This window comes from Solibacillus kalamii (genome assembly GCF_002174535.1).
GTDB classification, from domain to species: Bacteria; Bacillota; Bacilli; order Bacillales_A; family Planococcaceae; genus Solibacillus; species Solibacillus silvestris.
In genome coordinates this window covers 117,700-141,978 of record NZ_NHNT01000007.1, presented here as the reverse complement: position 1 = coordinate 141,978, position 24,279 = coordinate 117,700, and the positions used below count along the sequence as shown (strand labels likewise).

Genomic DNA, 24,279 nt, shown 5'->3' with positions numbered 1-24,279 from the left:
AAGTGCGTAATTGATGAATGGGAGCGGTGTATATATGCAAGAATATGCTAAGAAAAATTTTGAAAAGGCGTTGCAGCTGCCGATGCCGAACAAGACGTTTGCAAAATTAAAAGCAACGGATGACTATGTAGCATTAATTGTACGACCAGGGTTAATAAACAAACATTTAACAAGTGATCAGCTGATTGTGTTAGCGAATCTTGAAAAATCTGGGGCTGTAAAATATTCTGCCGGCCATAGTTTTATTGTTACTGTCCATCGTTCACATGTTGAGCAGGCAATGGAAAAATTAACGGAAGTGAATTTGTATGTGGCATCCCAAACACCAAGTGCTTTATTTAAATGTTGCGACTTTTGTGATGGGGATTTGTTAGACGGTTTACCACTTGCAAAGGACTTACTAGAACAAGTTGAACAAATGCCATTAAAAAATAGGGTACGCATCGGCTTTAATGCATGTACTAAAGCATGTTATAACGCGGTCCAGGATGACTTGGCAATCCTTTTTCATAATGGCAAAGTTGATATTTACGGAGGCGCGATTCCAATGGGGAGACGTGCCAGTTCCGGGCATCTATTGTTAAAAAAAGTACCGGAGGATCAAGTGATCGATCTTGTGAAAAATATATTAGGGAAGTACAATGCGTCATCAATCGATAAGTTTTCGGCGTTCGTGCACAAAAATAAAACTTACTTTGATCAACTACAAGAAGGAGGACTCTATGACAACTTGGAATTTAAACCAAATGCAGCGTCATCTGTTAATTTGTAACGGGGCTACTTGTATGGGTGCAGGTGCAGAAGAAGTAACAAAGCAAATCCGGGATGAAATTCGTAAAAATCGTTTAGATGAAATGATTCATACATCACGAACCCGTTGTAATGGGCGATGTAAAGATAAATGTGTTGTCATCGATTATCCGAAAGGGACATGGTATTCCGTTCAAAACGAGGAAACCTCGCGTGCCATTGTACAGGATACCGCTGAAGAATCATCCATTATTTATTCGGTGGAACACGGGGAAAGAATCCGACGTGAAAATCGAATTAAAGGGATCGATAAATATAAAAAAGGAAGAGGGCCATTGAAAAAAGCAGTTTTATTTGTTGGGCATGGTAGTAGATTAGAGGCTGGAAATGAGGAAGTACGTCAGTTTGTCGAGCAGACAAAAACGTATATTGATCCAGCACTACTAGTTGAAACTTGTTTTCTGGAATTTGCTTCACCGAATATAGAAGATGGGATTCAGCTTTGTGTTGAAAGAGGCGCGGATGAAGTCCATGTAATTCCCATCATCTTATTACACGCAGGACACTCAAAAATGCACATCCCGGCCGAAATCGAACATGCAAAAGAGCATTTTCCGGATGTTCGCTTTACATATGGTCAAACAATTGGGATTCATGAAGAAATTTTCGAAATTCTTAAGTCGCGATTAACAGAAGTAGGCTTCAATCCTGATGAAAAACATGACGACACAGCTATTTTACTTATTGCTCGCGGAGGCAGTGATCCACATGCAAATGGCGATTTCTATAAAATTACCCGTTTATTATGGGAAAAACTAGACGTTCCTATAGTAGAAAGTGCATTTATGGGCGTAACGACCCCATCAGTAGAACAAGGGATTGAACGCTGTATAAGACTTGGAGCAAAAAAAATTGTGATGCTTCCATACTTCTTGTTTACAGGGGTGTTGATGGAACGAATGGCTAAAATGGTCCAGCAGTTTACAGAGCAATATGAAGATGTAGATTTTTTACTTGCAAATTATTTCGGCTACCATCCGAATTTAAAGAAAGTATTGCTCGAGCGCATGGACCAGGCTTTAGACGGTACATCAACAGGGATGATCGATTTAGAGAATTTCCGCAAATATGCAGAAGAACATGGATATGAACATCACCACCATCATTAATGTTAAAGTTTATCCAGAGCATCGAATATGCTCTGGAATTTTCATTTCTTATCAATTGTAAATAAAGGAGCGAGGGGCACGATGTATTTTATTATATGTGTAATCGCAGTGCTCATCGATTGCATTGTTGGGGATCCGAAAAAATGGACGCATCCTGTTATATATATCGGAAACATGATTTCTTTTTTCGAAAAGAAATGGAATCATGGCAGTGGCAGTAGAAGACGGATCAATGGATTACTAACAGTTTTTCTCACGATAAGTATTACAACGGGCTCGGTTTTCTTAATTGTCTTTCTTGCAATAAAAATACATCTTCTTCTTTGGCTTGTGTTCGAAATCTTTTTGATTAGTTTAGCTCTTGCCCAGAAATCATTAAAAGAAGCGGCGATGCTCGTTTACGATTCCTTGGAAGCGAATGATTTAGCCGAAGCAAGAAAATATTTAAGCTGGATTGTAGGCCGTGAAACGAATCATCTGGATGAACCTGAAATTGTACGGGGTGTCGTTGAAACGGTTTCAGAAAATACGAGTGACGGTGTGACGGCTCCGCTTATGTATGCGTTATGTTTTGGTGCAACCGGTGCATGGTGCTATAAAGCGATTAATACGCTGGATTCGATGATCGGGTATAAAAATGAACGTTATGCTGATTTCGGGTTTGCTGCAGCTAAATTGGATGATGTTGCGAACTATCTGCCCAGCAGAATATCCGGGTGGTTCCTTATTATATTTACAAAATGTGAGACGGCAAAACCTTTCAAACACCGCTATAAAAACTGGCTAAAGGATGCTAAAAAACATCCAAGCCCGAATAGTGGATATTTAGAGGCCGCTACTGCTGTTCAGTTAGGAATTCGTTTAGGCGGGTTTAATCGTTATGGCGGGGTGGAATCCTACCGTGCTTATATGGGTGAAACGTACGAAACGATGCAAAGAATACATATTAAAAAAGCGATCCAGCACATGTATGTTTGTACATGGTGTGTTGTGATAACAGGGGGAATATTGTATGCAATTGCCTGCACATGGGGCTAATGCTGCAGCATTATATAAAGCGATGAATTTAAAAATGCCGGATCAAGTCATCGATGTGAGCGAAAATGTCAATCATCTGGGGGTACCGAAGCAAGTAAAGCAACAGTGGCCAAACCTGTTAGAAAAAATTACTGGCTACCCGGATGAACAAGCAGAACCATTTCGTTCGCAAGCGGCAGCTGTTCACCAAGTAGCAGCCGATCAAGTTGTCGTCACAAACGGTGCGGCAGAGGGCTTAATGGCTTTGGCACAGCTTTTCAATGGACAGGAGATTGCTTTGTTACAGCCTTCGTTTTCGGAGTATGCGAGAACATTAAAACAGCAGGATTGTGTCATTCATTCTATCTTAGCTGACGATATTGAAACATATCGGTTTAATGAAGAAATATTGGAGAAACAGCTGAGAAATGTCCATGCATGCTATATTTGTAATCCGAATAATCCTACAGGCGTATTATTGAAAAAACAATGGATTGAACAGTTGATTAAAATGTATCCCTACTGCAATTTTGTTGTCGATGAAGCGTTTATGGACTGGACCGATGAATCGGAGAGCGTTGTTTCATTGGTAAACAGCTATTCCAATTTATTTGTCGTACGATCCATGACAAAAATGTATGCACTGGCAGGGGTTCGTCTCGGTTATGTCATCGGTCAACAGGCAGGAAAACTCCGTCATTACTTGCCGCATTGGAATGTGAGCGCGATTACAAATGAAATCGGCTGTCTCTGTTTACATGACAAGGATTTTGTGAAGGAATCTCGTGAAAAGAGCAGTAAATTACGAAGTCAGATGGTGAAGGACTTAAAATTAATTGGTTGTAAAGTATCTAACAGTGCAGCGAATTTCTTATTGTTTCAATTACCGGAACAGTATAATTCGGATAAATTTTTTGAGTATTTATTAAAACGAGGAATCGTATTGCGCCATACAAAAAACTATGTCGGCCTGGACGGCGTATGGTTTCGAATCGCTGTCAAAAGTGAAGAAATCTGGACTAAATGCAAGGATGAGATAACGAATTATGTCAAAAATCATTAACTACTACCGTCATGGTGAAACAGTCTGGAATAGAGAAGGGCGGCTGCAAGGATGGCTTAATTCGGATCTGACGACAGAAGGAATAGAGCAGGCAATGTCCGTGAAATGGAACCCGCAGATCGTATTTTCCAGTGACTTGAATCGGGCGGTGCAAACAGCACACCTCATGTTTCCAAACCGCACTATTCATAAGAGCGAAAATTTGCGTGAAATACACTTAGGGCATTGGCAAGGCAGCTACATAAAGGACCTTCAACAGGATGAACAATATCGCTGTTATATGAATTCACCACATTTATTTGTCAATACGACACAGGAATCTTTTGAAGAGGTAATAAAACGAATGCTTGCATTTCACGAGTATTTATCACAGTTACCGTATAGGAGAATCGCTGTTGTTTCTCACGGTGTCGCCATCGCCTGTTTGTTTGCAGGGATTCATAAACAGCCATACAACCAGTTGTGGGATTATTTACTGAATGGTGCTGCTTGTTTTTCAGTAGAAGGGGACATCCAACAATTACAAAGCAATATTAAATAGGAAGAAACGCTATACCGAATTTTAGGTATAGCGTTTCTTTTTTAAAATTTAAACGTATCATCCGTAATCGGAGCTACTTTAGCAACGGCATACGTTGATCCTTTTTGGCTGAAAAAATCATACGTTGACCCTGTATTGGAAATCCCGTTCATTACAACCGGGTTGACTTCCTCGTCTGGAAACATCGTATCGAGCCCCAAGTTCATAAGCGCTTTATTCGCATTGTAGCGTACGTATTTTTTCACTTCGGGTGAAAGTCCTGTTTCTGCATATAAATCATCGGTATACTTCATTTCATTTTGATATAAATCGAGTAAATACTCATAGCCCCACAAAGTAAGCTCCTGCTGTTTTTCCTCTGTGAAGTTTTTGAAAATATTCTGCGCGAAAAAGCCGACCGCTACTCCGTGAATGGATTCGTCACGCAAGATTAAACTAATCACTTCCGCACTATTTCTTAAAACACCTTGTCCTCCTAAATAAAGCGGGTAGAAGAAGCCGGAATAGAATAAAAAGCTTTCCAGCATAACTGAAGCGAACATTGCTTTCCATAAGCTTTCCGGGTCATCTTCTTTTATAGCGGTGTATACTTCGCCAATTCGGTTTGCTTTATATTGAAGAAACTCATTTTTTTGCACCCATTCGAAAACTTCGTCGATTTCAGTGTTTGTACACAGTGTTGTAAAAATATATGAATAAGACTTTGCATGGATTGCTTCAAAAGATCCGAATACGGTTAACACCGCTTTCTCTTGGAAATCAGGTGTGTACTTGGCAATTTCATTCATGCCGATGTTCGTTTGTACCGTATCAAGCAATGTAAGGCCGCCGAACACTTTTTTGTATGTATCCTGGTGCTCGAATTCCTTCCATTGTTTGACGTCTTTACTGACTGCAATTTCTTCGGGGAACCATATTTGTTTCCATTGCTGGTCCCAAAAAATACGAGCGAGTTCACTCGTCGGGGTATTCCAGTTGACCGCTTTATACGTTAAATTTGACATGCGACACACTCCTCAATTGTAAGTAAACGTTGGCGTACGTAATAAACGGTTTTAATGCCTTTCGTCCACGCATAAATATAAGCTTTTGCCAATTGTTCTGTGTTCCACTGGTCCGTCACGTATAGTGTCATGGAAATCCCCTGGTCAACATGCTTTTGCGCGGCTGCGTAAAGGTCAATCAGTTCATACGGGTTTACCTCATAGGCTTCGGTGTAAAGTTCCTGGTTATCATTCGTTAAAAACGGCATCGGATAAATTGTTCGACTGTCCGCATAGTCACGTACTTCCACGCGTTCTGTAACAGGGGAGATGGAAGCCGTACAGCTGCGGATGTAGGAAATAGAACCAGTTGGAGCAATCGCAAGTCTGTATGAGTGGAACAATCCATGCTCCAATACGTCAGATTTCAACTGTTGCCACATATTTTGAGTAATAATCGGTGTACCCCCAAGTGCTTTAATCACTTCTGGTGCAAGTTCTTTTTCTTCTTTATTTATATAAGTTTCAAAGTAAACACCGCTCGCATAATCACTTTCCTCAAATCGATAAAACGTTTCGTTCTTTTGCTTCGCGATTTCCATTGATGCTTTTAATGAGTGATAGTTCAGTGATTCCATAAACGCATCGATAAATTCGATCGACTCTTTGGAACCATAACGGATTCCGCTTTGTACAAGGTGTCCATGCAAGTTCATAACACCCAATCCGACAGAGTGCATCACTTTGTTGGCTTTGGATACAGAAGGGACGTTGACGATATCGGTCATCGTTGAAACATTCGTCAAAAGACGCATTGCCGTATCGACAAGCTGTCCGAAATCCTGAACTTTCGTTGCTTCGTGAATGTCGATCGAACCTAAGTTACAAGATACATCTAGGCCGTATTCATTCGGCTCGTTTTGATCGGTAACAACGCTTGTTTGCTGATACTGAAGAATTTCGGTGCATAGATTCGACATCTTCACACGCCCGATTTCCTTTAATGGGTGGGTGTTATTGACATTATCATCGAATATTTCGAACGGGTAACCCGATTCAAATTGCGCCTTTTTAATTTCCGTATACAATTTACGGGCGTTTAAACGTTTCAGTTTACGGATGTTTGGATTATCCAAAAATTCGTAGTACATTTCCGTAATCGAAATTTCCGACATGCGTTTGCCGTATTCTTTGAAAATATCATAAGAACTGAACAATACGATATCTTTATCGCGGCGCATTAATTCAAAGAAAATATCGGGAAGAATAATCCCTGTAGATAATGTAGCTAATCGGATTTTATCGTCGGCATTTGGTTTCTTGGAAGAGATGAACGCTTCAATATCACCGTGGAAAACATTTAGATAGACGACTCCGGAACCATTTCTTTGGCCAAGCTGATTCGAATACGAGAACGAATTTTCCAGCAGTTTTGCAACAGGCATAACCCCGCTCGCACGGTTTAAAATTCCTTTAATCGGATCTCCCAACGGACGCAGATCGGTCAAGTTTACCCCGACACCGCCGCCTAAGCGGGAAAGTTCAAGACAATAGCCGATATTCTCGGCGATTGAGTTCATCGTATCGTCCATCGTTAGTTTAAAACATGAAACTAGCTCACCGCGCGCTTTTTTCCCGCTGTTTAGGGCAGTTGGGGTTGCCGGCTGGTAGGCAGTCATGACCGCTTCAATGGCCTTTTCAGCCAATGCTTCATCGCCTTGTGCTAAATACAGGGCGATAATGACGATTCGGTCTTCATACTTTTCCAGAATTTCTTTTCCGTCCCGGCTTTTCATCGCATAGCTTTCGTAGAACTTCGAAGCACTCATGAATGAAGGAAACCGGAACTTGTAGGAATAGGCTTTTTTGTACATTTGTTTAATAAAGTCCATCGAGTACAATTCCAAAAATTCTTTTTCGTAATAGCCTTCATCGACTAAATAACGCACTTTTTCCTCGATATCGATAAAGTAGCGTAAACGGACATTCACGTCTTCCAGGAAATAGCGGCGTGTTGCTTCTTTGTCTTTCGCCAGATCCAATTCACCGGTAGCACGGTAACGGTTTAGAATATCGTTATTTAATTTTAAATATTGTTTCATATCGATGCCTCTTTCCAAATGGAGTAGTAGTAATCTGTAATCGCTTCATAATTCGCCGGAGTTCCTCGCATTTCCACTTTTTCGATTAACGGAATTCCGTATTGTGCAGCTAAAAGGTCACCTGCACGGCCGAAAAAAGCATGACCGAAATTACGGTTTCCGCTTACGATAATTCCTTTGCATAGATCAAAGTTCGCAGTCATGAACTGGTCGACGATAGGGGGAACAGAGCCTAATCCATCCGTATACGTAAATAGAAGATACGGTTCATCCATTTTCTCTACTTCCGCCAGATCCTTTGCGGGCAAGCCGAGTTTTTGCACGATGGATCGTACATTACCAGTACGTGAAGCAAATATGATCATGCGGTCATTTCAGAAATGCGATCGATAATTGACGTCGGCTCTGCGATAAATTCACCGTTGATTTCAAATAACGGCACAGACAAAAAACCTGCATCGAGTACTATTTGTTTTGCACTCTCATCATGGTCAATATTAATAACCTCGACCTCCAAGTTGGCAGCATCGAGCTCCGATTTTACCCATAGGCATTTTGGACAAATTGTTTTCGTATAAAGTTTCATAATAGAACCCCTCGCTATTTAAATATTACTAGTAATTGTGGTGCACATGTCATGGGGGAACATGCAGAAAAAACAAAAAAAGCTATCCCGGAAAACAGGATAGCTTGAAATGGAAACGAGTAAAAGAGCGCCTCCATTTCCTATTCCCCGAAGAAATGTACGTAGTTTTAACGCGGCAGGTCTCCTGGCTTTGCTTCATTCGTCAGACATACCTTCCCATGCATTGCACAGTGGTCTATTCGTCTTCAGTCAGCATTTACAGTTGCGGGGACAGCGTTGGATTCACACCAAACTTCCCTTTTAAACTACATTTAGTAGTACCGTGATAAAAAAACACAATATATAGTTGAATTGAGTATAAGCTTTAACAACATAAAAGTAAAGAGCCTAAAGAAAGATAACATAAATCCATTAAGAATTCTAGAAAACTCCCTATTGAAAATAAAGAAAAAATATGGTTTTGTTATAACTGCATGTAAATAGATTTTATAAATGAGAAAGTTGGTTGAATATGTCGATTCAATTAAAAATTAAGAAAACCCACCCGAATGCTGTATTGCCGAAACAGGCACGGGAAGGGGATGCAGGGATGGATTTAAGTGCGGTTGAAGAAAGAGTTTTACTGCCTGGTGAATACGGATTAATTAAAACCGGTCTTCAAATCGAACTGCCGGAGGGAACAGAAGCGCAAGTACGCCCACGTAGCGGATTGGCACTCAAACATGGGATTACGGTGTTAAATAGTCCAGGTACCATCGATGCAGGCTATCGCGGTGAAATCGGCGTGATTTTAATCAATCACGGGAAAGAACCTTTTACGATTGAGAAAGGAATGCGCATCGCCCAGCTAGTCATTCAATATGTTCTGCAAGTTTTCATTGAAGAAACAGACAAACTGTCGGATACGGAGCGCGGTGATAAGGGCTTTGGTTCGAGCGGAGTGAAATAATGAAAAAAAGCCTGCTTTCGGATGAACACAGGCTTTTAATCTTCTTTTTTCCACTTTATATAATTGTATGACATTTGAAAAACAAATACGATCACGAGCAACAGCGTAACAAATATAAAGTTAGCGGAAAACCTTTCAAAATAATAAATGATCGCTAACGGAAAAATACAAAACGGGATTGAATAAATCGTGCGTAAAAATTTACGGCGATATGATAGGCCATGATAGGCAAACTTAAATCCTTTATCCACTTTCGGCTTTTTCCGGAAATACATAGACAAGACAAGTGTCGTAATTGAAATCACTAATAATATGAATCCGTACTGAATTAAAAAATCTAAATCAACCATATTAGTTTCCTTCCTCTCCTTTTGACTGAATATCGATCTGTGTCACAATTTTTGAAATCGGTAAATACGAAAGTTCACAATTATAACGCCCATCAGGCAGATCTTTGTAAGTACCGGACTTTATGTTATAAAGATTATCTTCAATCTTTACTTCAGTCGTATCAATACTTCTCCCATGACCGTTTACAAAGTTGATTTCACAAATCCCCTCCGCAAATTTCTGATTGCCCGCTTGTAGATGATAAAAATCATATCCATAAATACCCGTTACAATCAGCATGAACAGCGTTAGCACACCAAGCATAAACGTATTCATGTTATAGGGGGAGGATTTCTTATTTACGAACTGCCGTATAAAAAAGAAAGCTGCAATGATAAATAATAAAGTGAAAATTATTAGAGCACTGTAAAATCCAATGAGCACCATCATTCCCTCCTTTAGAATTTATTACCTAATTTACGGATAAGTCGGGAAAAAGTTTCAGAATTATATCGCGATTTGTTTTATTGAGATAATAATGTGCTTAAAACAATCGACACTTTTTTCTAATAGGTACTAAGTATGCATAAGGATAAATAGAAACGTTTATCCGTTTAGAAGGTGATCAATCAATTTTAGTCGAATGGATAAGAATCATAGTAGAAAAAATTGGATGGAGGCATTGTATGCGAAGCGTGCAAAGTGTGTTGTTTGAGAAGTTCTTAATACTACGCGGAACAAAGAAAAAATTTATGGATTTGCGTCTGCTCGATGATTTTATTGCAATGAAGCATAACGAGAAACCGTATGAATTTGATGCTAAATTCAGAGATCAGCATCAAATACAGAAAGACGAATTAAATGGCATTTACTATTACACAATTAATGAACAACAATCACCGGAAAAGGTCATCTACTATTTCCACGGCGGAGCGTATATTAATGATCCACTGATTTTTCATTGGCGTTATTTAGTAAAGCTTGCACAGGAGTCAAACTTCACGATTGTTGTGCCGATTTATCCGAAGTTGCCTAAACATACACATAAAGAGTGCTTTGTTGCCATCCATGACTTATATGATCATCTCGTTTTAAAATACGATGCACCGTTTATTTTTATGGGGGATTCTGCTGGAGGCGGGTTGGCATTGGCGTTGGCTCAGGATGTAAAGCGATGTTCGAAAAAGCAGCCGCAGCATATTGTTCTACACTCTGCCTGGCTAGATGTACGAGGGGAAGACCCGCGCTATAAAGAACTTGAAAAACTCGATCCCATGCTAGGAGTGATAGGTGCACAGGAACTTGGCAGGTTATGGGCGGATGGCTTGGAGTTAACCGACTACAAAATAAGTCCTGTGCATGGAGAACTAAAAGACATCGGACAAATTACCGCTTTTGTGGGGACAGGTGAACTACTGCTAGTCGACGCAAATATGCTTATCGATAAAGCAAAAGAACAGGGAGTAGCAATCCATTACTACGAATATCCAAAAATGAACCATGTTTTCCCGGTATTTCCGATTCCGGAAGCAAAGAAAGCAATGAAACAACTGCTTAAGATTATAAAAAATTAGTATGAATTAATAAGGACTTTTACAGTACGGAAAATGTATATTATCCGACGCGAAAAAGCAGAGGACAAAATCAGGAGGCCAAGTTAACAATAGCTGATAAGGAAGGAAGTGAGCAGCCAGCGATTATTTCGGAACAGTATCCGATTGAACTTATGATATCAAGTCCATACTTTTCCTTGACTCTTTACAAAGGTAATTTCACATATCCCTCCAGCAGTTTTCTGATCGCCTGTTTACAGATGACAAACAGGAAACAGGTGTGTTGAAAGGTAAAAAAATTTCTACACACCTGCATTGCTTTAATAAATTTGGCATCCATTTATTAATAAAGTTCTCGACGTGAGACTTAAGGACCCCACAAAGCGAAGACAGCTTGGATTTCGAGGCACAAGCTATGCTAAAGAATGCGTCCTCTGTGAACAGAGGTGAACATCCCTGAATTAATTATTGCACTGTGTACCCGCCATCTAAAACGATAGCCTGGCCAGTCATTCCTTTTGCTCCCTCGCTCGAGACAAATAGAGCCAAATCAGAGATTTCTTTTACATCAAGTAATCTTTTTTGAGGAACGAGTGGATAAATCACTTCTTCCAATACGTTTTCGAGAGGTATGTTGCGTGTTGCTGCTAAATCTTGCAATTGATTTCGAACAAGTGGTGTATCTACATAGCCTGGACAAATAGCGTTAACCGTTATGCCATCTGATGCAGTTTCAAGTGCCGCAACTTTTGTTAGACCAATAACACCATGTTTGGCTGAATTATATGCTGCTTTCCCTGCAAATCCAACAAGTCCGTTAATGGAAGCCATATTAATAATACGGCCAAATTTTTGTTTTCTCATATGCGGTAACACATGCTTAGTTAATACAAATGGAGCAGTTAACATTATTTTTATTAACAGTTCGAAACGCTCTGTCGGAAAATCTTCAATCATTGCAACATGCTGCATACCAGCATTGTTTATAAGTATATCGATTCGATCAAATTTCTGTACCGTTTCCTCAATTGCTGCTATAATTTCTTCTTCTTTTGTTACATCACATTTAAGTCCAATTGCTCGTTCTCCAAGGGTGCTTGCTGCCTCTTTCACTTTTTCTTCATTTATATCTGTTAGCACAACAGTAGCACCCTTTGTATAAAACTCTTTCGCAATCTCAAATCCTATACCCTGTGCTGCACCAGTAATGAATACCACTTTATCTTTTACCACCCAAAAAGCCTCCTAGATGAGGAGCCAAAAGAGCTGGCTCCATTTAAATTTGATTTTCCAAACACAACTTAAAAATCTCAGTATATTAAACTGGCAATTTAATTACTACCGTTTTATCATACTAATCCAAAGAATGTATAAAGTGCGATGATTACAAATACAGCTAACGTTTTAATAATCGTAATCGCAAAAATATCACGATATGACTGTTTATGTGTGAGTCCCGTTACAGCCAGCAGGGTAATAACTGCTCCGTTATGCGGAAGGGTATCCATGCCCCCTGAAGCCATTGCCACTACACGGTGCATTACTTCTGGTGGAATATTAGCGGCAATAATCGCCTGATTATACTTATCAGCCATTGCTCCCAAGGCAATCCCCATACCACCTGATGCGGATCCAGTCATACCGGCAAGAGTAGTGGTCGTAACTGCACCATTGACAAGTGGATTTGTAAATGTTGTCGATATCCCGTCGCTGATTTTCGCAAATCCTGGAAGAGCTGCGATGACCCCGCCAAATCCATATTCAGCGCCGGTATTCATAGTTGCCAGCAACGACCCTCCAATCGCTGTATTAACACCATCTTTAAAACCACTAAATACCCGTTTAAAATCATAGGCAATCGATGATATAATTCCCACAATCAACGCCATAATAATCGCCCAAATAGGAGCAGATGTTGCTACATCCACTTTATAGGCACTCAAGCCAAGTGCTTCAAAGTCAAAGCCATTCGGATACCATTTCGGTATACTTGTAACAAATATTTTATTGGTAACCCCAACCAAAATAAGCGGAACAAAAGCCAGTATTTGTCTAGACAGCGATTGTTTGGCTGTTAAATCGGGAAGAGCAGGCTCATCCTTTATTTCTGCACTTTGAATCGTAACGGCCGTTTCCGAATCAAACCCGTAATAACCTTCTCCAGCTAATTCGGCTTTTTTCCTTCTAGCCTCCAAGTATAGTAATCCAGCTGTTAATACGACAATTGCCCCTATGATTCCTAGAACCGGTGCTGCATAAATATCCGTTTTAAAGAAGGCGATTGGAATAACGTTTTGTATTTGTGGTGTCCCAGGCAGTGCATCCATTGTAAAGGTAAATGCACCAAGAGCAATCGTACCCGGAATTAACCGTTTGGGAATATTTGCCTGCCTGAACATTTGTGCAGCAAAAGGATAAATCGCAAATACCGCTACAAATAAACTCACTCCACTGTATGTTAAGATGGCGCCAAGTAATACGATCGTGAGCATTGCCCGTTTCGCACCAAGCCAGCTGACAATTGTTTTGGCAATTGACTCAGCAATCCCTGACATTTCTACAACTTTTCCAAAAATAGCTCCCAATAAGAAAACTGCAAAATATGATTTAATAAATCCGACCATCTTTTCCATGAATATACCTGAGAAAAATGGTAAAACATTGCTTGGTGCAATTAATACGACCGCTAAAAGCGCACAAATTGGTGCAAATAATATGACGGAATAACCGCGGTAAGCAGCAAACATTAATAGTCCAAGCGCTAATAGAATAACCAACAAATCCATATAAATCCCCCTCGTACAATAGTAGTTAGAGTTCTATTCTTTGGACGATTGCCATATGAAAGAAACTCTTATTTATGGTGTATTACATCGTTTAACTGGCAGGAAAACTGTTAAATAGAAACGCTCTCTTTTACATTCTCAACAATTAAATTTGCTTCCGTTGATTGAATTACATCCTGAACGGAATATCCTTCAAATACTTCTTTCAGTTCTAAACCACGTGATGTTACTTCAATCAGGGCTCTTTCCGTAATAATTTTATTGACTACGCCTTTGCCTGTTAAAGGTAAAGAACATTCTTTTTTTATTTTTGGTGAACCGTCTTTCGAGACATGATCCATTATGACAATTATTTTTTTTGCACCATGTACTAAATCCATCGCACCACCCATACCTTTAATCATTTTTCCCGGAATCATCCAGTTGGCTAAATCGCCTTTTTCGGAGACTTCCATTCCACCCAGAATGGCAACATCAATATGTCCGCCGCGGATCATTGCAAATGATTCTGCACTTGTGAAAAAAGAGGAGCCAGGTATTGTTGTGATTGTCTCTTTTCCGGCATTGATTAAATCTGGATCAACTTCTTCTTTTGTCGGATACGGTCCGATTCCAAGCAAACCATTTTCGGATTGCAAGATGACGGTTTTTTCTGGAGATATATAATTTGCGACTAATGTAGGCATCCCAATTCCTAAATTGACATAGTTACCGTGTTCAATTTCTTTTTCAGCCCGAATGGCAATTCGTTCCCTATTAGATAAAGTCATTTAGAATATTCCTTTCTTATTAACGTACTGTTAATCTTTCTATTTTCTTTTCTTGTTTTGCCTGAAGTATACCTTGGACATAGATACTCGGCGTTTGAATCATATTTGGATCTAATACACCTGTTTCCACAATTTCCTCAACTTCTGCAATCGTAACTTTTCCAGCTGCCGCCATTATAGGATTGAAATTTTGAGCGGTTTTGTTATAAATCAGATTGCCTAAATGGTCAGCTTGAGCAGCGCGAATTATAGAAAAATCAGCATTTAAAGCTGTCTCTAAAACATAATCCTTTCCGTTGAAATTTCGAATTTCTTTTCCTTCTGAGGTGATTGTCCCGACTCCAGCCGGTGTATAGAAGGCTGGAATACCAGCACCTCCTGCACGGATTCGTTCAGCAAGTGTGCCTTGGGGAGTCAGCTCCACTTCGATTTCACCGGAAAGTACTTGGCGTTCAAACTCTTTATTTTCACCTACATAAGATGCAATGATCTTTTTGATTTGCTTCTTCCGCAATAAAAGTCCTAATCCCCAATCGTCTATACCGCAATTATTCGAAATTACCGTTAAATCTTTTACTCCTTTTTCTTCAAGTGCAAGGATGAGCTGTTCTGGGATACCAACCAATCCGAAGCCACCAACCATAATTGTTGCACCATCTTGAATTTGACTTACTGCCTCTTCTGCAGAAGAGAAAATGCGTTTCATGTTTTTACCTCCAATAGAAAAATAGTTTTATTGAAAATATTGCTTTAAAAGCATATTTAATTGTATTAAAGCAGAATATTTCAACGCGTACAATATCGTGTGACAGAACTGTGACAGAATTTAAGGTGGTTGTATTCCGGAAAATCGGACTCAATTTTTATGGGGAATTTTAAAAAGTGGATTAATGTGAAATTAAAAAATCCGATATTTCGGAATTTAATCCAAAATATCGGAATTTAGGTCATAAGTTGTGTTTTTTTATTTTTTCATAAAGTGTTGAACGGCTAATGCCCAACTTCTCGGCAATCCGCATTTTGTCCTTCTCATTTTCTAGATATTCTTGTAAAATCTGCTCTTCTACTTGAAAAAGGATTTCTTCCAAAGTTCCATTAATTCGAGTATAATCCGGTTTTTGTCGTCGAATATAGATTGGTAATGCATCTTCAGTAATTTGCTCACCATTTGATAACTGAATAATTGCTTTTAACACATTTTTGAGTTCTCGAACATTTCCCGGCCAGTTATATTGTTGAAGCAACAACCAAGCTTTTCGACTAAGCTTAAAATCTTGGCGACTCACTTCGGAACTGAATTTGTGCATAAAAGTTTGTATTAATTCAGGAAGATCCTCAATCCGATCGCGAAGAGGGGGAATTTGCAATGTAATCGCCTGAATAAGATAAAATAAATCTTCACGAAATTGCTTTTCTTTTACTAGCCCAGCAAGTGAAATATTTGAACCTACGATTATGCGAACATCAACTGGAATTACTTCATCAGTGCCGGCTGGTTGAACTTTTTCATCCTGCATGACCTTTAACAGCTTTGCCTGTAAGGTTGTTGGGAGTTCACTAATCTCTTCAATAAAAAGAGTTCCGCCTTGTGCTCTCTGAATTCCTCCTGATTTAATTCGCTGTTCGGCCGAATCCCATTTTCCAAACAATTCTCCTTCCAGCAACTCTTTTGGTATAGTGGAACAATTAATCTTTACGAAAGGATGATCCACCTGATCGGATAATCTATGAATACTCTGGGCAAACATTTCTTTTCCTGTACCTGTTTCACCCTCGATTAAAACAGGTAGTTTTGTCGGAGCAATCATGGTGATCGTTTCTTTTATTTTTCGCATAGAGTTGGAGGTTCCTTTAATGTCTGACAAGCTATAGAATGATTCGCGGTATTGTTTCATATTTGTTTCAATTTGGTCTAAAGTCTTTCGAACATGAGAACTTAGTTTTTTCCAGTCATTTAAATCCCGGAAGGTTACACTCCCGAAAGCGCCAATAATTTCCCCGTCAATCACTATTGGGACACGATTGGCAAGCATATAGGTACCTTTAATATATTGAGGGGCTGCAATATCAGGTGTCCCTTTTTCTATGACAAGATGCATCTCACTATTTTCAATGACATCTGCTACATGCTTTCCGATCGCATCTTCACGTTTTACTTCGAGAAAATTACAATAACCTTCGTTAAGGTAAATAATTTTTGCATTTCTGTCTACGACTACAAACCAGGGAAAGGCAGTCTCCAAAATTTGCTTTATTGCAGGACCTGGTAAATTTTTTATCCAATCTTCCATTTTCCTGCCTCCATTCTTCTAATATTTTACATACTAGTTTATACTGTAAAAGAGTCAGAGGCTATAGATAGAGTAGTGGTTAAGCGGAAACTTATATACTTAAGCTTAATAATTATTTGATATTTTATGAAATATTGTTTTGAATTTTGGTAGCTGGCTTACTAATAGCGAAGCTTTCGTGTTAGAAATTGACTAAATTGTCATGGGGAATGACTAAAAGTAATGTTGAATGAATAAATAATCTGGAAACATGTTTTAAAAAAGAGTCGATTCAATTCGAGGCATCACTTCGCTATAAATTTTAGCGTAAGGAGATTTAAGTTGTGAAATTATATATAATTCGCCATTGTGAAGCCAATGGGCAAGCACCAAATGAATGCTTAACGTTGGCTGGGAGTGAAGCAAGCGGGCGTTTAGCAAAGTTTTTGTCTGGCATAAATATAGAGCTAGTCATTTCAAGTCCATTTACGAGGGCAGTTCAAACAATACAATCTTTCGTTCTACACAACAACATTCCATTTAAATTAGATGACCGTCTAAAGGAAAGGGTTTTAAGCAGTGAAAATCTTCCCGACTGGTATGAAAAGTTACAGCAAACCTATATTGATAAGGATTTAAATTTTACTGGCGGGGAATCAAGTAATGAAGCGACAAAACGTATAAATGAATTGGTGGAAGAATTAAAACAAAGTAATCACAAGTCAGTGGCAATCGTTACTCACGGCAATATCATGTCATTACTACTCAATTATTATCAACCGCATTTTGGATTCGAGGAATGGAAGCAACTGTCGAATCCGGATGTCTTTGAAATGGATTTTAGCAAAGAACATCCAGTTGGCAATCGTATATGGCGGTAAGTTGTGTAAAATAGGTTGTAGAAAAGCAGGTGCAAGATGAAAAATTATTTTATTATTAGTGATATTCATGGTCAGTATAAAGCATTTGAACAATTATTAACGTTTTGGGATCAAAAGGATACCCTTGTTCTGCTTGGGGATTTGATCGACCGGGGTCCTCAGTCTTATGAGGTTGTACAAAAGGTAATGGATCTGAAGCGGCAATACGGGGAACAGGTTGTTTTCTGTAAAGGGAATCATGAAGCAATGCTATTGGATTTTATCGAAAACCCCGGGCAAAAACACGCATTTTATTACAAATACGGCGGCCGGGAAACAATGGCTTCATTTTTAAAGTACTTACCGGTTGAAGTAAGCGAACTCGACCCGATTGACCAAGCACAGATCGTTAAAGAGAAGTTTGCGGAGGAATTGGATTTTCTAAATTACGGCAAATTATATGAAATCGCAGGGAATCTTTTGTTGACGCATGCAGGATTTGATTCAAGTTGTGCGACAGTTGATGAAACGCCTGAAGAAAATTTCCTATGGATTCGCCAGCATTATAAAAATGAAAATAAAACGCCATATATCAATGTTTTTGGACATACGCCATTACAACATATTCATGATTCCAATGATGTTTGGATTAGTGAAGACCAAAAATATATTGGAATAGACGGAGGTTGTTATTTTACAGGACAATTGAATGGCATTGTTCTGTCGGAAGTTGGGCAAATTGTTCGCATATATGCCGTTACTTCTGAAAAAGCCGAAAACTACAACGATTGACAAGTACAGTTATGATTGGGTAAAAAGTTATATTTAAATAATATTCTTTCTTGAATGTATGTTTTCCCCTGATTTTTTGGTATACTATTATTAACAATATATAAAAGAGGTTATCCCGTTCGATTTTGTGCGGGGTAGCCTCTTTCGTGTTTAAAGAAGTTTTTCAGGGAGGAAACATTTTGGAGCAATATACAAATTTACGAGCGGGCGAAAAAGGTGCCTATTTATCGATTATTGCCTACATATTTTTAAGTGCGCTTAAGCTAGCAGCAGGCTATTTAGGGGATTCAGAAGCATTAAAGGCAGATGGATTAAACAATACAACGGATATTATTGCTTCGGTAGCCGTTTTAATCGGGCTGCGAATTTCCCAGCGCCCGCCGGATGATGACCATCGATACGGACATTTTCGTGCAGAAACGATCGCATCACTTGTAGCATCATTTATTATGATTTATGTCGGGATCGAAGTCCTTATATCAGCAGGTGAAAAAATTGCCAATCCGATCGATCAGAATCCTTCCTATTTAACAATCATTGTTGCCGTATTTAGTGCGGCCGTCATGTTTGCGGTATATAAATATAATTTAAACCTATCTAAAAGAATTAACAGTTCTGCAGTTAAAGCAGCAGCTTATGACAATCGCTCTGATGCCTTTGTTAGTATCGGAACAGCTATCGGTATTAGTGCGGCGCTTCTAGGCTTTCCAATTGTCGATACGATAACCGCCTTTATCATCGGTTTAATTATTATTAAAACAGCGATTGAAATTTTTAAAGAAGCGGTGTTCTCGTTAACAGACGGTTTTGATACGGAATTAATCAGTTCGATTGAAGAGCGCGTTTCGAAAATCCCGCGTGTCCGTGACGTTACCGATGTGCGCGGCAGACAGCACGGAAGCTTAATTCTTGTCGATATTACGGTAAGTGTTAATCCTAACCTAAATGTACGTGATTCACATGCCATTACGGAGCAGATTGAAAATGAAGTGAAGCAGTTGAACCCTTATGCAACAACACTTGTCCATATCGAACCGTACGACCCGAAAGAGCTGATTATTTGCGAAGATGATTTCCATTTCTAATGGACAAGCCTTATAAAAGCTGTACTGATTTTACACAATGTAATGTTGCAGAGGGCAATAACTATTACATTCATTTGTAATAGTAATTGGGAATATACTTCAGGAATTTGACAGGTAGTTTTAGAACTGAACTCAATTTGCATTTAACGATTCAATTAAGTCACACTCATTACGAGTAGTGGCTTTTTCTTATGCAATATTTTTCGTTAGTTGAGGCATGATATGAAGAACAAATATTATCTACTAGGAGGAAAATAGTTGGACGTTTTATTAGGTCAAATTCGTGAAGGTCTGGATTATCTGACTATACAAGGTAAGAAGGTAAATAAAATTAAAATGAATCCAAATATCTTCGAAAAAATGACGAACAAACTTATGGACGTTGAGGTAAGTGACGGTGCTATTACTGTATTCGGAATTACGATCGAGGCTGATAAAAACATTGAAGTATATGCTTTTGTAATGGATGAAGTCACTTAATTTCAAGTGGCTTTTTATTATACCCTCATTTTCGGTGAATAGATGCACCTCACTTAATGTAACGGAAAATGAAAATGGCTTTTATCTGTGAATGAATCAAAATACTCCATCTTCTGTTAAAATGTAAGTACTTACGGGCAATCATTTTATTGGAGGTCATTATATGAAAAAAGTATTTGCAATCATTGCAGTAGTATTCATTGTCTCAATCCCGATGATCGAGTGGCTGCTGACTAATCCCTCCAATTCATTGGAGCTCATGCAAACATTAAGAAATGCAGAAAATCCGGAATCGCTTTTTATGGATGAAAATAATTTCGATGCCGATAGTGTTGAGTACATACAAGAAGAATTTAGCCCCAATATGGTGAAGCAGTTTACAATACTGGAGTTTGATGAGAAGAGTTTTTTGATTCAGACAACTCCCGGTACGACAAAATGGGAAATTATTAATATTGAAGAACTGCCAAAGGAAATTAGAGAATATTTTCTTTCACAGAAATAACCGTACATAGGTTCATAAATCCAAGGAAAAAGAAAGAGGAATACTATTGCATACTACAATCGGAGTTGTCGCCCATGTCGATTCTGGCAAAACGACATTTTGCGAACAATTGCTATATCATACAAATGCGATCAAGAAGCGCGGCCGGGTGGATCACCAAGATGCTTTTTTAGATAATCATGCCATTGAACGGCAGCGCGGGATCACGATTTTTGCGGAGCAGGGGCGTATTGACTATAACGGTCAAGCGTATACGCTGATCGATACCCCAGGGCATATCGATTTCGCACCGGAGATGGAACGTGCGATTCATGTAATGGATGCGGCCATTGTTATTATCAGTGCGGTCGACGGAATCGAGGGACATACAGAAACGGTTTGGCATTTGCTGCGGGAGCATCATGTTCCGACTTTTATCTTCATTAATAAAGTAGACCGTGAAGGAGCAGATGTTGCAGCGGTCATGTCTGCGATAAAAAAAGACTTATCCCCAAATGCATTATTGTTCAATGATGGGTTCGACACAACCGTAAAAGAGTGGCTTGCGGAACGTGACGAACAGCTGATGGAAAAATATTTTGCCGATAATCTAGCGGAGAATGACTGTTTAGAGAGCCTGAAACATGCAATCAACCTTGAACAAGCATTTGTTTGTATGTCAGGCTCAGCTTTAAAAGATGAAGGGGTACTGGCCTTTTTTGAAACGATTGCACAACTGATGGAAACAAAGTTTGACGTGAATGGTCCATTTGAAGGAAAGGTATATAAAATTCGCCATGATCATCAGCAGCGTCTGACATTTATGAAAGCTTTATCGGGTGTTCTCAAGGTACGTGATGAATTTACTTTTGGTGAAACAACTGAAAAAGTTACGGAAATTCGTTTATACAATGGCAACAGTTTTACGACGGTTCCACAAGTGCAAGCGGGCGATATTTTTGCGGTGAAGGGACTGGCAATGCCGCTTATCGGTGATGTGATTGGGGCAACGGAAACTAATCCTGCACAATTTGATATGATTCCGACATTGCAGGCGAAAGTGATATATGAAGGTGCGTTACATATTAAAGAACTTCACCGTGTTTTCCGTGAAATCGAAGCAGAGGAACCGAGCTTACGTGTCGTGTGGAACGAGAAATTCCAGGAAATCTCCGTTCATGTCATGGGAACAATCCAGCTTGAGGTATTAACGGAATTGGTAAAAGAGCGCTTTGGAATCGAGGTCCAATTTGGCAAACCGCAAATTCTTTATAAAGAAACAATTGCAGCACCTGCTATCGGCTATGGCCATTTTGAACCGTTAAAGCATTATGCGGAAGTGCATCTGAAAATGGAACCGAACAATCGTGGTGCCGGCATCACATTCTCGAACCGTTGTCATGCCGACGACTTATCTGTCGGGCATCAGCGGTTAATAGAAAAGCATCTATTTGAACGCGATCATCATGGGTTACTAACAGGATTTCCGGTAACCGATATTCATTTGACGCTGCTGAAAGGGCGTGCACACAATAAGCATACAGATGGCGGCGACTTCCGGGAAGCTTCGTTTAGAGCATTGCGACAAGGGCTGGAACAAGTAGAAAATGTACTATTGGAGCCGTATTACCGTTTTAAAATGAAAGCGTCAAGTGATCATATTGGCCGGATGATGTCGGATATCCAGCAGGCAAGCGGGTCGTTCGAAGCGCCGGATTTAACAGAAGACACTGTTACACTTTACGGACGGGCACCTGTAGCAACTTTTATGGATTATTCCACTCAATTTGCAGCCTATACAAATGGAAAAGGTGCGTTAACGCTGCAATTTGAAGGCTATGATGTATGCCATAACAGTGATGAGATTATTGAACAAATTGGCTACAATAAAAACGCTGACCCTGAATATACATCGTCCAGTATTTTTTGTGCAAAGGGTAAGGGTTACAGTGTGCCATGGAATGAGGCAAAAGCAGCGATGCATTGTGAAGTGCACGAAATTGATTGACGCATGAAAGAAGGACTTTGCAGAACATTAAAAGAAGTAAGCAGTAAGGAACTTAAAAAGGAGGCACTTATAATGGCATATATTTTACAAGTAGATTTCAAAATGGATGGCCCTTTCGGTGATGAAATGGCAGTTGGTTTTAAAGAATTAGCGGAAAGCATAAATGAGGAAAAAGGCATGCTTTGGAAAATTTGGACAGAGGATGCGGAAGCAGGTGAAGCTGGTGGTATTTATTTATTTGAAACAAAAGAAACAGCTGATGCTTATTTGGAAATGCATTCAAAACGACTAAATGGCTTTGGCATTACAGCGATCAACAGTAAAATTTTCTCGGTGAACGAGTCGTTAACTAAGATTAACAAGGGTCCGGTATATGCATAATTAGGTGATCTAAATTACCGGCAGATAACGGGTTTGATATTGTGGAGAAAACAGTAAATAACAGTGCAGTAAGAGACGCATTTCGTAAATGAATTGTGTCTCTCTTTTTCGGTATATCAACAATTAAAAAATAAATTTAAAAAACGAGGTTAGAGATTTTTGCAAAACTAATGGGGAGGCATATCTATGAAGCATACTACAATTTTATTTATTTCAATTTGTTTAATGCAATTTTGTATATTAACAAATATAACTTTGTTAAATGGTGAATGGGATGGAATCACGATGTGGGTGTGTACAGGCATTTTTATTTTTTCATGCGCAGTTTTCGGTTCTAGCCGAATAGATGCATCTAAAAATACTTAACTTTATATAAGATAGTTCCTAAACGAGGGGTAGGAAGCGTTCTTAATGTAATCCAAATTATTAAAAAGGGAAAATTAAATTGTTATAGAAATAAAAAAGATTACAGAAAAAGGAGCAGCATATATGAAAATCGTACAATTAACACCTCAATTGTTATTGGAAAATCAGCACCATGCTGATATGTATTTAAATAATATAATTCATCCAAACCTTACGTCAAATAGCTGGATGAACAATTGGTGAGATGTTGCATCACGTTTTCAACTTTTTAAATTCTTAGACCTGTCAGCTGAAGAGATGCTTTCGTATAGTTGGAATGAAAAAATAATTGCACAAGTTATAAATGAAACCCTAATGATTGTAGAAAAACATATTGAATTAGATAAGGATTTACAAATTACAATTGTGCCTGCCCTTCCTTTTCCTTGGTTTTCGAATTTAGAACGATCTTTTTGGATAAATGGATTTACAAATAGTAGTCAAAGTATATGGATGGCTATTCCGCCCAATCCAGACAGATCGTTTTTATGCTATTTACTTGCACACGAACTGCATCATTCAGCACCCAAAAATCCAATTTATGACTTAACAATCGACAATTTCCCATTAAAAGAATGGTATAAAATGGAGGGGACAGCTGAATATTTCAGCTTACAATTTTTCGAAGATAAACGTTGGTGGAAAGAAAGCTTTTCACTGGACATTGAGGAACGTTATATTGCTGAAGCAAAAAGATTTTTAAATACAAATGATGATGGTGTGAAAGGACCTCTATGCTTCGGTAGCGTGAAACAACAAATCCCTTACATGGCTGGCTATGCTTTTGCCTACAATGCAGTAAAAGATTATGCAAAACGTTATCCTATTGACCAATTAGAGCAACTGTTTGAAATCGATTCGGAAGCACTTATATTAACTTATAACCTACATATCACTAGATAATATGTTAGAGCA

Annotated in this window: 26 protein-coding genes and 1 riboswitch; of the genes, 15 read left to right on the top strand and 11 right to left on the bottom strand. The window is 39.0% G+C overall.

Going from position 1 to position 24,279, the window contains the following annotated elements; genetic code table 11:
• Positions 1-34 precede the first annotated feature (34 nt).
• The 5 genes from CBM15_RS11690 to CBM15_RS11670 all read left to right on the top strand — a co-directional run bounded on the left by CBM15_RS11690 (position 35) and on the right by CBM15_RS11670 (position 4,540).
• Complete coding sequence (locus tag CBM15_RS11690) at positions 35-772, top strand: nitrite/sulfite reductase domain-containing protein (protein WP_087617687.1); 738 nt, start codon at positions 35-37, stop codon at positions 770-772.
• Positions 723-1,919 (top strand): CbiX/SirB N-terminal domain-containing protein, encoded by a 1,197-nt coding sequence (locus CBM15_RS11685; RefSeq protein ID WP_087617648.1) that lies wholly within the window; start codon positions 723-725, stop codon positions 1,917-1,919. Before CBM15_RS11690 ends, CBM15_RS11685 begins: the two co-directional genes overlap by 50 nt.
• Before the next feature lie 81 nt (positions 1,920-2,000).
• On the top strand, positions 2,001-2,957 hold the full coding sequence (cbiB, locus tag CBM15_RS11680; RefSeq protein ID WP_087617647.1) for an adenosylcobinamide-phosphate synthase CbiB: 957 nt from the start codon (positions 2,001-2,003) through the stop codon (positions 2,955-2,957).
• Entirely contained in the window at positions 2,932-3,999 is a 1,068-nt protein-coding gene (locus tag CBM15_RS11675; RefSeq protein ID WP_087617646.1) for a pyridoxal phosphate-dependent aminotransferase, read from the top strand. Before cbiB ends, CBM15_RS11675 begins: the two co-directional genes overlap by 26 nt.
• Positions 3,983-4,540 carry a histidine phosphatase family protein gene (locus CBM15_RS11670; protein ID WP_087617645.1) on the top strand — a complete coding sequence of 186 codons (558 nt, stop codon included), beginning with the start codon at positions 3,983-3,985 and terminating at the stop codon, positions 4,538-4,540. The genes CBM15_RS11675 and CBM15_RS11670 overlap by 17 nt, the downstream gene beginning before the upstream one ends.
• A 41-nt stretch (positions 4,541-4,581) precedes the next feature.
• Here the strand turns inward: CBM15_RS11670 and nrdF are convergent, their stop codons facing one another.
• Genes nrdF through CBM15_RS11650 form a run of 4 tightly spaced genes read right to left on the bottom strand, consistent with a single transcriptional unit; the run spans position 4,582 to position 8,211 of the window.
• Positions 4,582-5,544 carry a class 1b ribonucleoside-diphosphate reductase subunit beta gene (nrdF, locus tag CBM15_RS11665; protein ID WP_087617644.1) on the bottom strand — a complete coding sequence of 321 codons (963 nt, stop codon included), beginning with the start codon at positions 5,542-5,544 and terminating at the stop codon, positions 4,582-4,584.
• The gene (gene nrdE / locus CBM15_RS11660) at positions 5,532-7,625 is read right to left on the bottom strand and encodes a class 1b ribonucleoside-diphosphate reductase subunit alpha (RefSeq protein WP_087617643.1); all 2,094 of its coding nucleotides are present in this window, start codon (positions 7,623-7,625) and stop codon (positions 5,532-5,534) included. Before nrdE ends, nrdF begins: the two co-directional genes overlap by 13 nt.
• On the bottom strand, positions 7,622-7,990 hold the full coding sequence (gene nrdI, locus CBM15_RS11655; RefSeq protein ID WP_065217069.1) for a class Ib ribonucleoside-diphosphate reductase assembly flavoprotein NrdI: 369 nt from the start codon (positions 7,988-7,990) through the stop codon (positions 7,622-7,624). The genes nrdE and nrdI overlap by 4 nt, the downstream gene beginning before the upstream one ends.
• Positions 7,987-8,211: a glutaredoxin family protein gene (locus CBM15_RS11650; protein WP_008406611.1), complete on the bottom strand. Its 225-nt coding sequence runs from the start codon at positions 8,209-8,211 to the stop codon at positions 7,987-7,989. Before CBM15_RS11650 ends, nrdI begins: the two co-directional genes overlap by 4 nt.
• A 157-nt stretch (positions 8,212-8,368) precedes the next feature.
• A riboswitch (cobalamin riboswitch) is annotated at positions 8,369-8,551 on the bottom strand.
• 171 nt (positions 8,552-8,722) lie between these two features.
• Between CBM15_RS11650 and dut the strand changes: the two genes are divergently transcribed.
• Positions 8,723-9,160: a dUTP diphosphatase gene (gene dut, locus CBM15_RS11645; protein ID WP_193433791.1), complete on the top strand. Its 438-nt coding sequence runs from the start codon at positions 8,723-8,725 to the stop codon at positions 9,158-9,160.
• Positions 9,161-9,195: 35 nt separating this feature from the next.
• On the opposite strand, the gene CBM15_RS11640 is transcribed toward dut, so the two are convergent.
• Positions 9,196-9,510, bottom strand: coding sequence for a hypothetical protein (locus CBM15_RS11640; RefSeq protein WP_014824125.1), 315 nt, complete (start codon positions 9,508-9,510; stop codon positions 9,196-9,198).
• Between the two features lies 1 nt (position 9,511).
• Positions 9,512-9,937 (bottom strand): hypothetical protein, encoded by a 426-nt coding sequence (locus CBM15_RS11635; protein WP_008406614.1) that lies wholly within the window; start codon positions 9,935-9,937, stop codon positions 9,512-9,514.
• Between the two features lie 239 nt (positions 9,938-10,176).
• On the opposite strand from CBM15_RS11635, the gene CBM15_RS11630 reads away from it, so the two are divergent.
• Entirely contained in the window at positions 10,177-11,064 is an 888-nt protein-coding gene (locus tag CBM15_RS11630) for an alpha/beta hydrolase fold domain-containing protein (protein WP_087617641.1), read from the top strand.
• A 444-nt stretch (positions 11,065-11,508) separates the two neighbouring features.
• Here CBM15_RS11630 and CBM15_RS11625 read toward each other — a convergent pair whose 3' ends face one another.
• From CBM15_RS11625 to CBM15_RS11605, 5 genes are all read right to left on the bottom strand, one after another.
• Positions 11,509-12,276, bottom strand: coding sequence for a 3-hydroxybutyrate dehydrogenase (locus CBM15_RS11625; protein ID WP_087617640.1), 768 nt, complete (start codon positions 12,274-12,276; stop codon positions 11,509-11,511).
• Positions 12,277-12,392: 116 nt separating this feature from the next.
• Positions 12,393-13,829, bottom strand: a complete 1,437-nt coding sequence (locus CBM15_RS11620; protein ID WP_087617639.1) for a GntP family permease — start codon at positions 13,827-13,829, stop codon at positions 12,393-12,395.
• Positions 13,830-13,939: 110 nt separating this feature from the next.
• Complete coding sequence (locus CBM15_RS11615) at positions 13,940-14,599, bottom strand: 3-oxoacid CoA-transferase subunit B (RefSeq protein ID WP_087617638.1); 660 nt, start codon at positions 14,597-14,599, stop codon at positions 13,940-13,942.
• A 19-nt stretch (positions 14,600-14,618) separates the two neighbouring features.
• The gene (locus tag CBM15_RS11610) at positions 14,619-15,305 is read right to left on the bottom strand and encodes a CoA transferase subunit A (RefSeq protein ID WP_087617637.1); all 687 of its coding nucleotides are present in this window, start codon (positions 15,303-15,305) and stop codon (positions 14,619-14,621) included.
• 241 nt (positions 15,306-15,546) lie between these two features.
• Positions 15,547-16,890: a sigma-54 interaction domain-containing protein gene (locus CBM15_RS11605; protein ID WP_087617636.1), complete on the bottom strand. Its 1,344-nt coding sequence runs from the start codon at positions 16,888-16,890 to the stop codon at positions 15,547-15,549.
• Between the two features lie 323 nt (positions 16,891-17,213).
• Here CBM15_RS11605 and CBM15_RS11600 point away from each other — a divergent pair, with 323 nt between their 5' ends.
• The 8 genes from CBM15_RS11600 to CBM15_RS11560 all read left to right on the top strand — a co-directional run bounded on the left by CBM15_RS11600 (position 17,214) and on the right by CBM15_RS11560 (position 24,267).
• Positions 17,214-17,750 carry a histidine phosphatase family protein gene (locus CBM15_RS11600; protein ID WP_087617635.1) on the top strand — a complete coding sequence of 179 codons (537 nt, stop codon included), beginning with the start codon at positions 17,214-17,216 and terminating at the stop codon, positions 17,748-17,750.
• A 36-nt stretch (positions 17,751-17,786) separates the two neighbouring features.
• Positions 17,787-18,521 carry a metallophosphoesterase family protein gene (locus CBM15_RS11595; RefSeq protein WP_087617634.1) on the top strand — a complete coding sequence of 245 codons (735 nt, stop codon included), beginning with the start codon at positions 17,787-17,789 and terminating at the stop codon, positions 18,519-18,521.
• 179 nt (positions 18,522-18,700) lie between these two features.
• Positions 18,701-19,606 (top strand): cation diffusion facilitator family transporter, encoded by a 906-nt coding sequence (locus CBM15_RS11590; protein WP_008406628.1) that lies wholly within the window; start codon positions 18,701-18,703, stop codon positions 19,604-19,606.
• Positions 19,607-19,864: 258 nt separating this feature from the next.
• Positions 19,865-20,086, top strand: a complete 222-nt coding sequence (locus CBM15_RS11585) for a hypothetical protein (protein ID WP_008406630.1) — start codon at positions 19,865-19,867, stop codon at positions 20,084-20,086.
• Between the two features lie 163 nt (positions 20,087-20,249).
• Entirely contained in the window at positions 20,250-20,591 is a 342-nt protein-coding gene (locus CBM15_RS11580) for a hypothetical protein (RefSeq protein ID WP_014824114.1), read from the top strand.
• 46 nt (positions 20,592-20,637) lie between these two features.
• Positions 20,638-22,578 carry an elongation factor G gene (locus tag CBM15_RS11575; protein ID WP_087617633.1) on the top strand — a complete coding sequence of 647 codons (1,941 nt, stop codon included), beginning with the start codon at positions 20,638-20,640 and terminating at the stop codon, positions 22,576-22,578.
• Positions 22,579-22,650: 72 nt separating this feature from the next.
• On the top strand, positions 22,651-22,959 hold the full coding sequence (locus tag CBM15_RS11570; RefSeq protein ID WP_087617632.1) for a monooxygenase: 309 nt from the start codon (positions 22,651-22,653) through the stop codon (positions 22,957-22,959).
• Between the two features lie 720 nt (positions 22,960-23,679).
• Positions 23,680-24,267 carry a DUF2268 domain-containing putative Zn-dependent protease gene (locus tag CBM15_RS11560; protein ID WP_158100208.1) on the top strand — a complete coding sequence of 196 codons (588 nt, stop codon included), beginning with the start codon at positions 23,680-23,682 and terminating at the stop codon, positions 24,265-24,267.
• The last annotated feature ends 12 nt before the right edge of the window (positions 24,268-24,279 follow it).

Coding starts and splice junctions, on each gene's coding strand:
- CBM15_RS11620 (WP_087617639.1), bottom strand. CDS start 13,829: ATGGATTTGTTGGTTATTCTATTAGCGCTTGGACTATTAATGTTTGCT.
- nrdI (WP_065217069.1), bottom strand. CDS start 7,990: ATGATCATATTTGCTTCACGTACTGGTAATGTACGATCCATCGTGCAA.
- CBM15_RS11605 (WP_087617636.1), bottom strand. CDS start 16,890: ATGGAAGATTGGATAAAAAATTTACCAGGTCCTGCAATAAAGCAAATT.
- CBM15_RS11580 (WP_014824114.1), top strand. CDS start 20,250: ATGAAAAAAGTATTTGCAATCATTGCAGTAGTATTCATTGTCTCAATC.
- CBM15_RS11650 (WP_008406611.1), bottom strand. CDS start 8,211: ATGAAACTTTATACGAAAACAATTTGTCCAAAATGCCTATGGGTAAAA.
- CBM15_RS11560 (WP_158100208.1), top strand. CDS start 23,680: ATGATTGTAGAAAAACATATTGAATTAGATAAGGATTTACAAATTACA.
- CBM15_RS11690 (WP_087617687.1), top strand. CDS start 35: ATGCAAGAATATGCTAAGAAAAATTTTGAAAAGGCGTTGCAGCTGCCG.
- nrdE (WP_087617643.1), bottom strand. CDS start 7,625: ATGAAACAATATTTAAAATTAAATAACGATATTCTAAACCGTTACCGT.
- CBM15_RS11635 (WP_008406614.1), bottom strand. CDS start 9,937: ATGGTGCTCATTGGATTTTACAGTGCTCTAATAATTTTCACTTTATTA.
- CBM15_RS11570 (WP_087617632.1), top strand. CDS start 22,651: ATGGCATATATTTTACAAGTAGATTTCAAAATGGATGGCCCTTTCGGT.
- nrdF (WP_087617644.1), bottom strand. CDS start 5,544: ATGTCAAATTTAACGTATAAAGCGGTCAACTGGAATACCCCGACGAGT.
- CBM15_RS11685 (WP_087617648.1), top strand. CDS start 723: ATGACAACTTGGAATTTAAACCAAATGCAGCGTCATCTGTTAATTTGT.
- CBM15_RS11670 (WP_087617645.1), top strand. CDS start 3,983: ATGTCAAAAATCATTAACTACTACCGTCATGGTGAAACAGTCTGGAAT.
- CBM15_RS11615 (WP_087617638.1), bottom strand. CDS start 14,599: ATGACTTTATCTAATAGGGAACGAATTGCCATTCGGGCTGAAAAAGAA.
- CBM15_RS11640 (WP_014824125.1), bottom strand. CDS start 9,510: ATGGTTGATTTAGATTTTTTAATTCAGTACGGATTCATATTATTAGTG.
- CBM15_RS11675 (WP_087617646.1), top strand. CDS start 2,932: ATGCAATTGCCTGCACATGGGGCTAATGCTGCAGCATTATATAAAGCG.
- CBM15_RS11595 (WP_087617634.1), top strand. CDS start 17,787: ATGAAAAATTATTTTATTATTAGTGATATTCATGGTCAGTATAAAGCA.
- CBM15_RS11610 (WP_087617637.1), bottom strand. CDS start 15,305: ATGAAACGCATTTTCTCTTCTGCAGAAGAGGCAGTAAGTCAAATTCAA.
- dut (WP_193433791.1), top strand. CDS start 8,723: ATGTCGATTCAATTAAAAATTAAGAAAACCCACCCGAATGCTGTATTG.
- cbiB (WP_087617647.1), top strand. CDS start 2,001: ATGTATTTTATTATATGTGTAATCGCAGTGCTCATCGATTGCATTGTT.
- CBM15_RS11630 (WP_087617641.1), top strand. CDS start 10,177: ATGCGAAGCGTGCAAAGTGTGTTGTTTGAGAAGTTCTTAATACTACGC.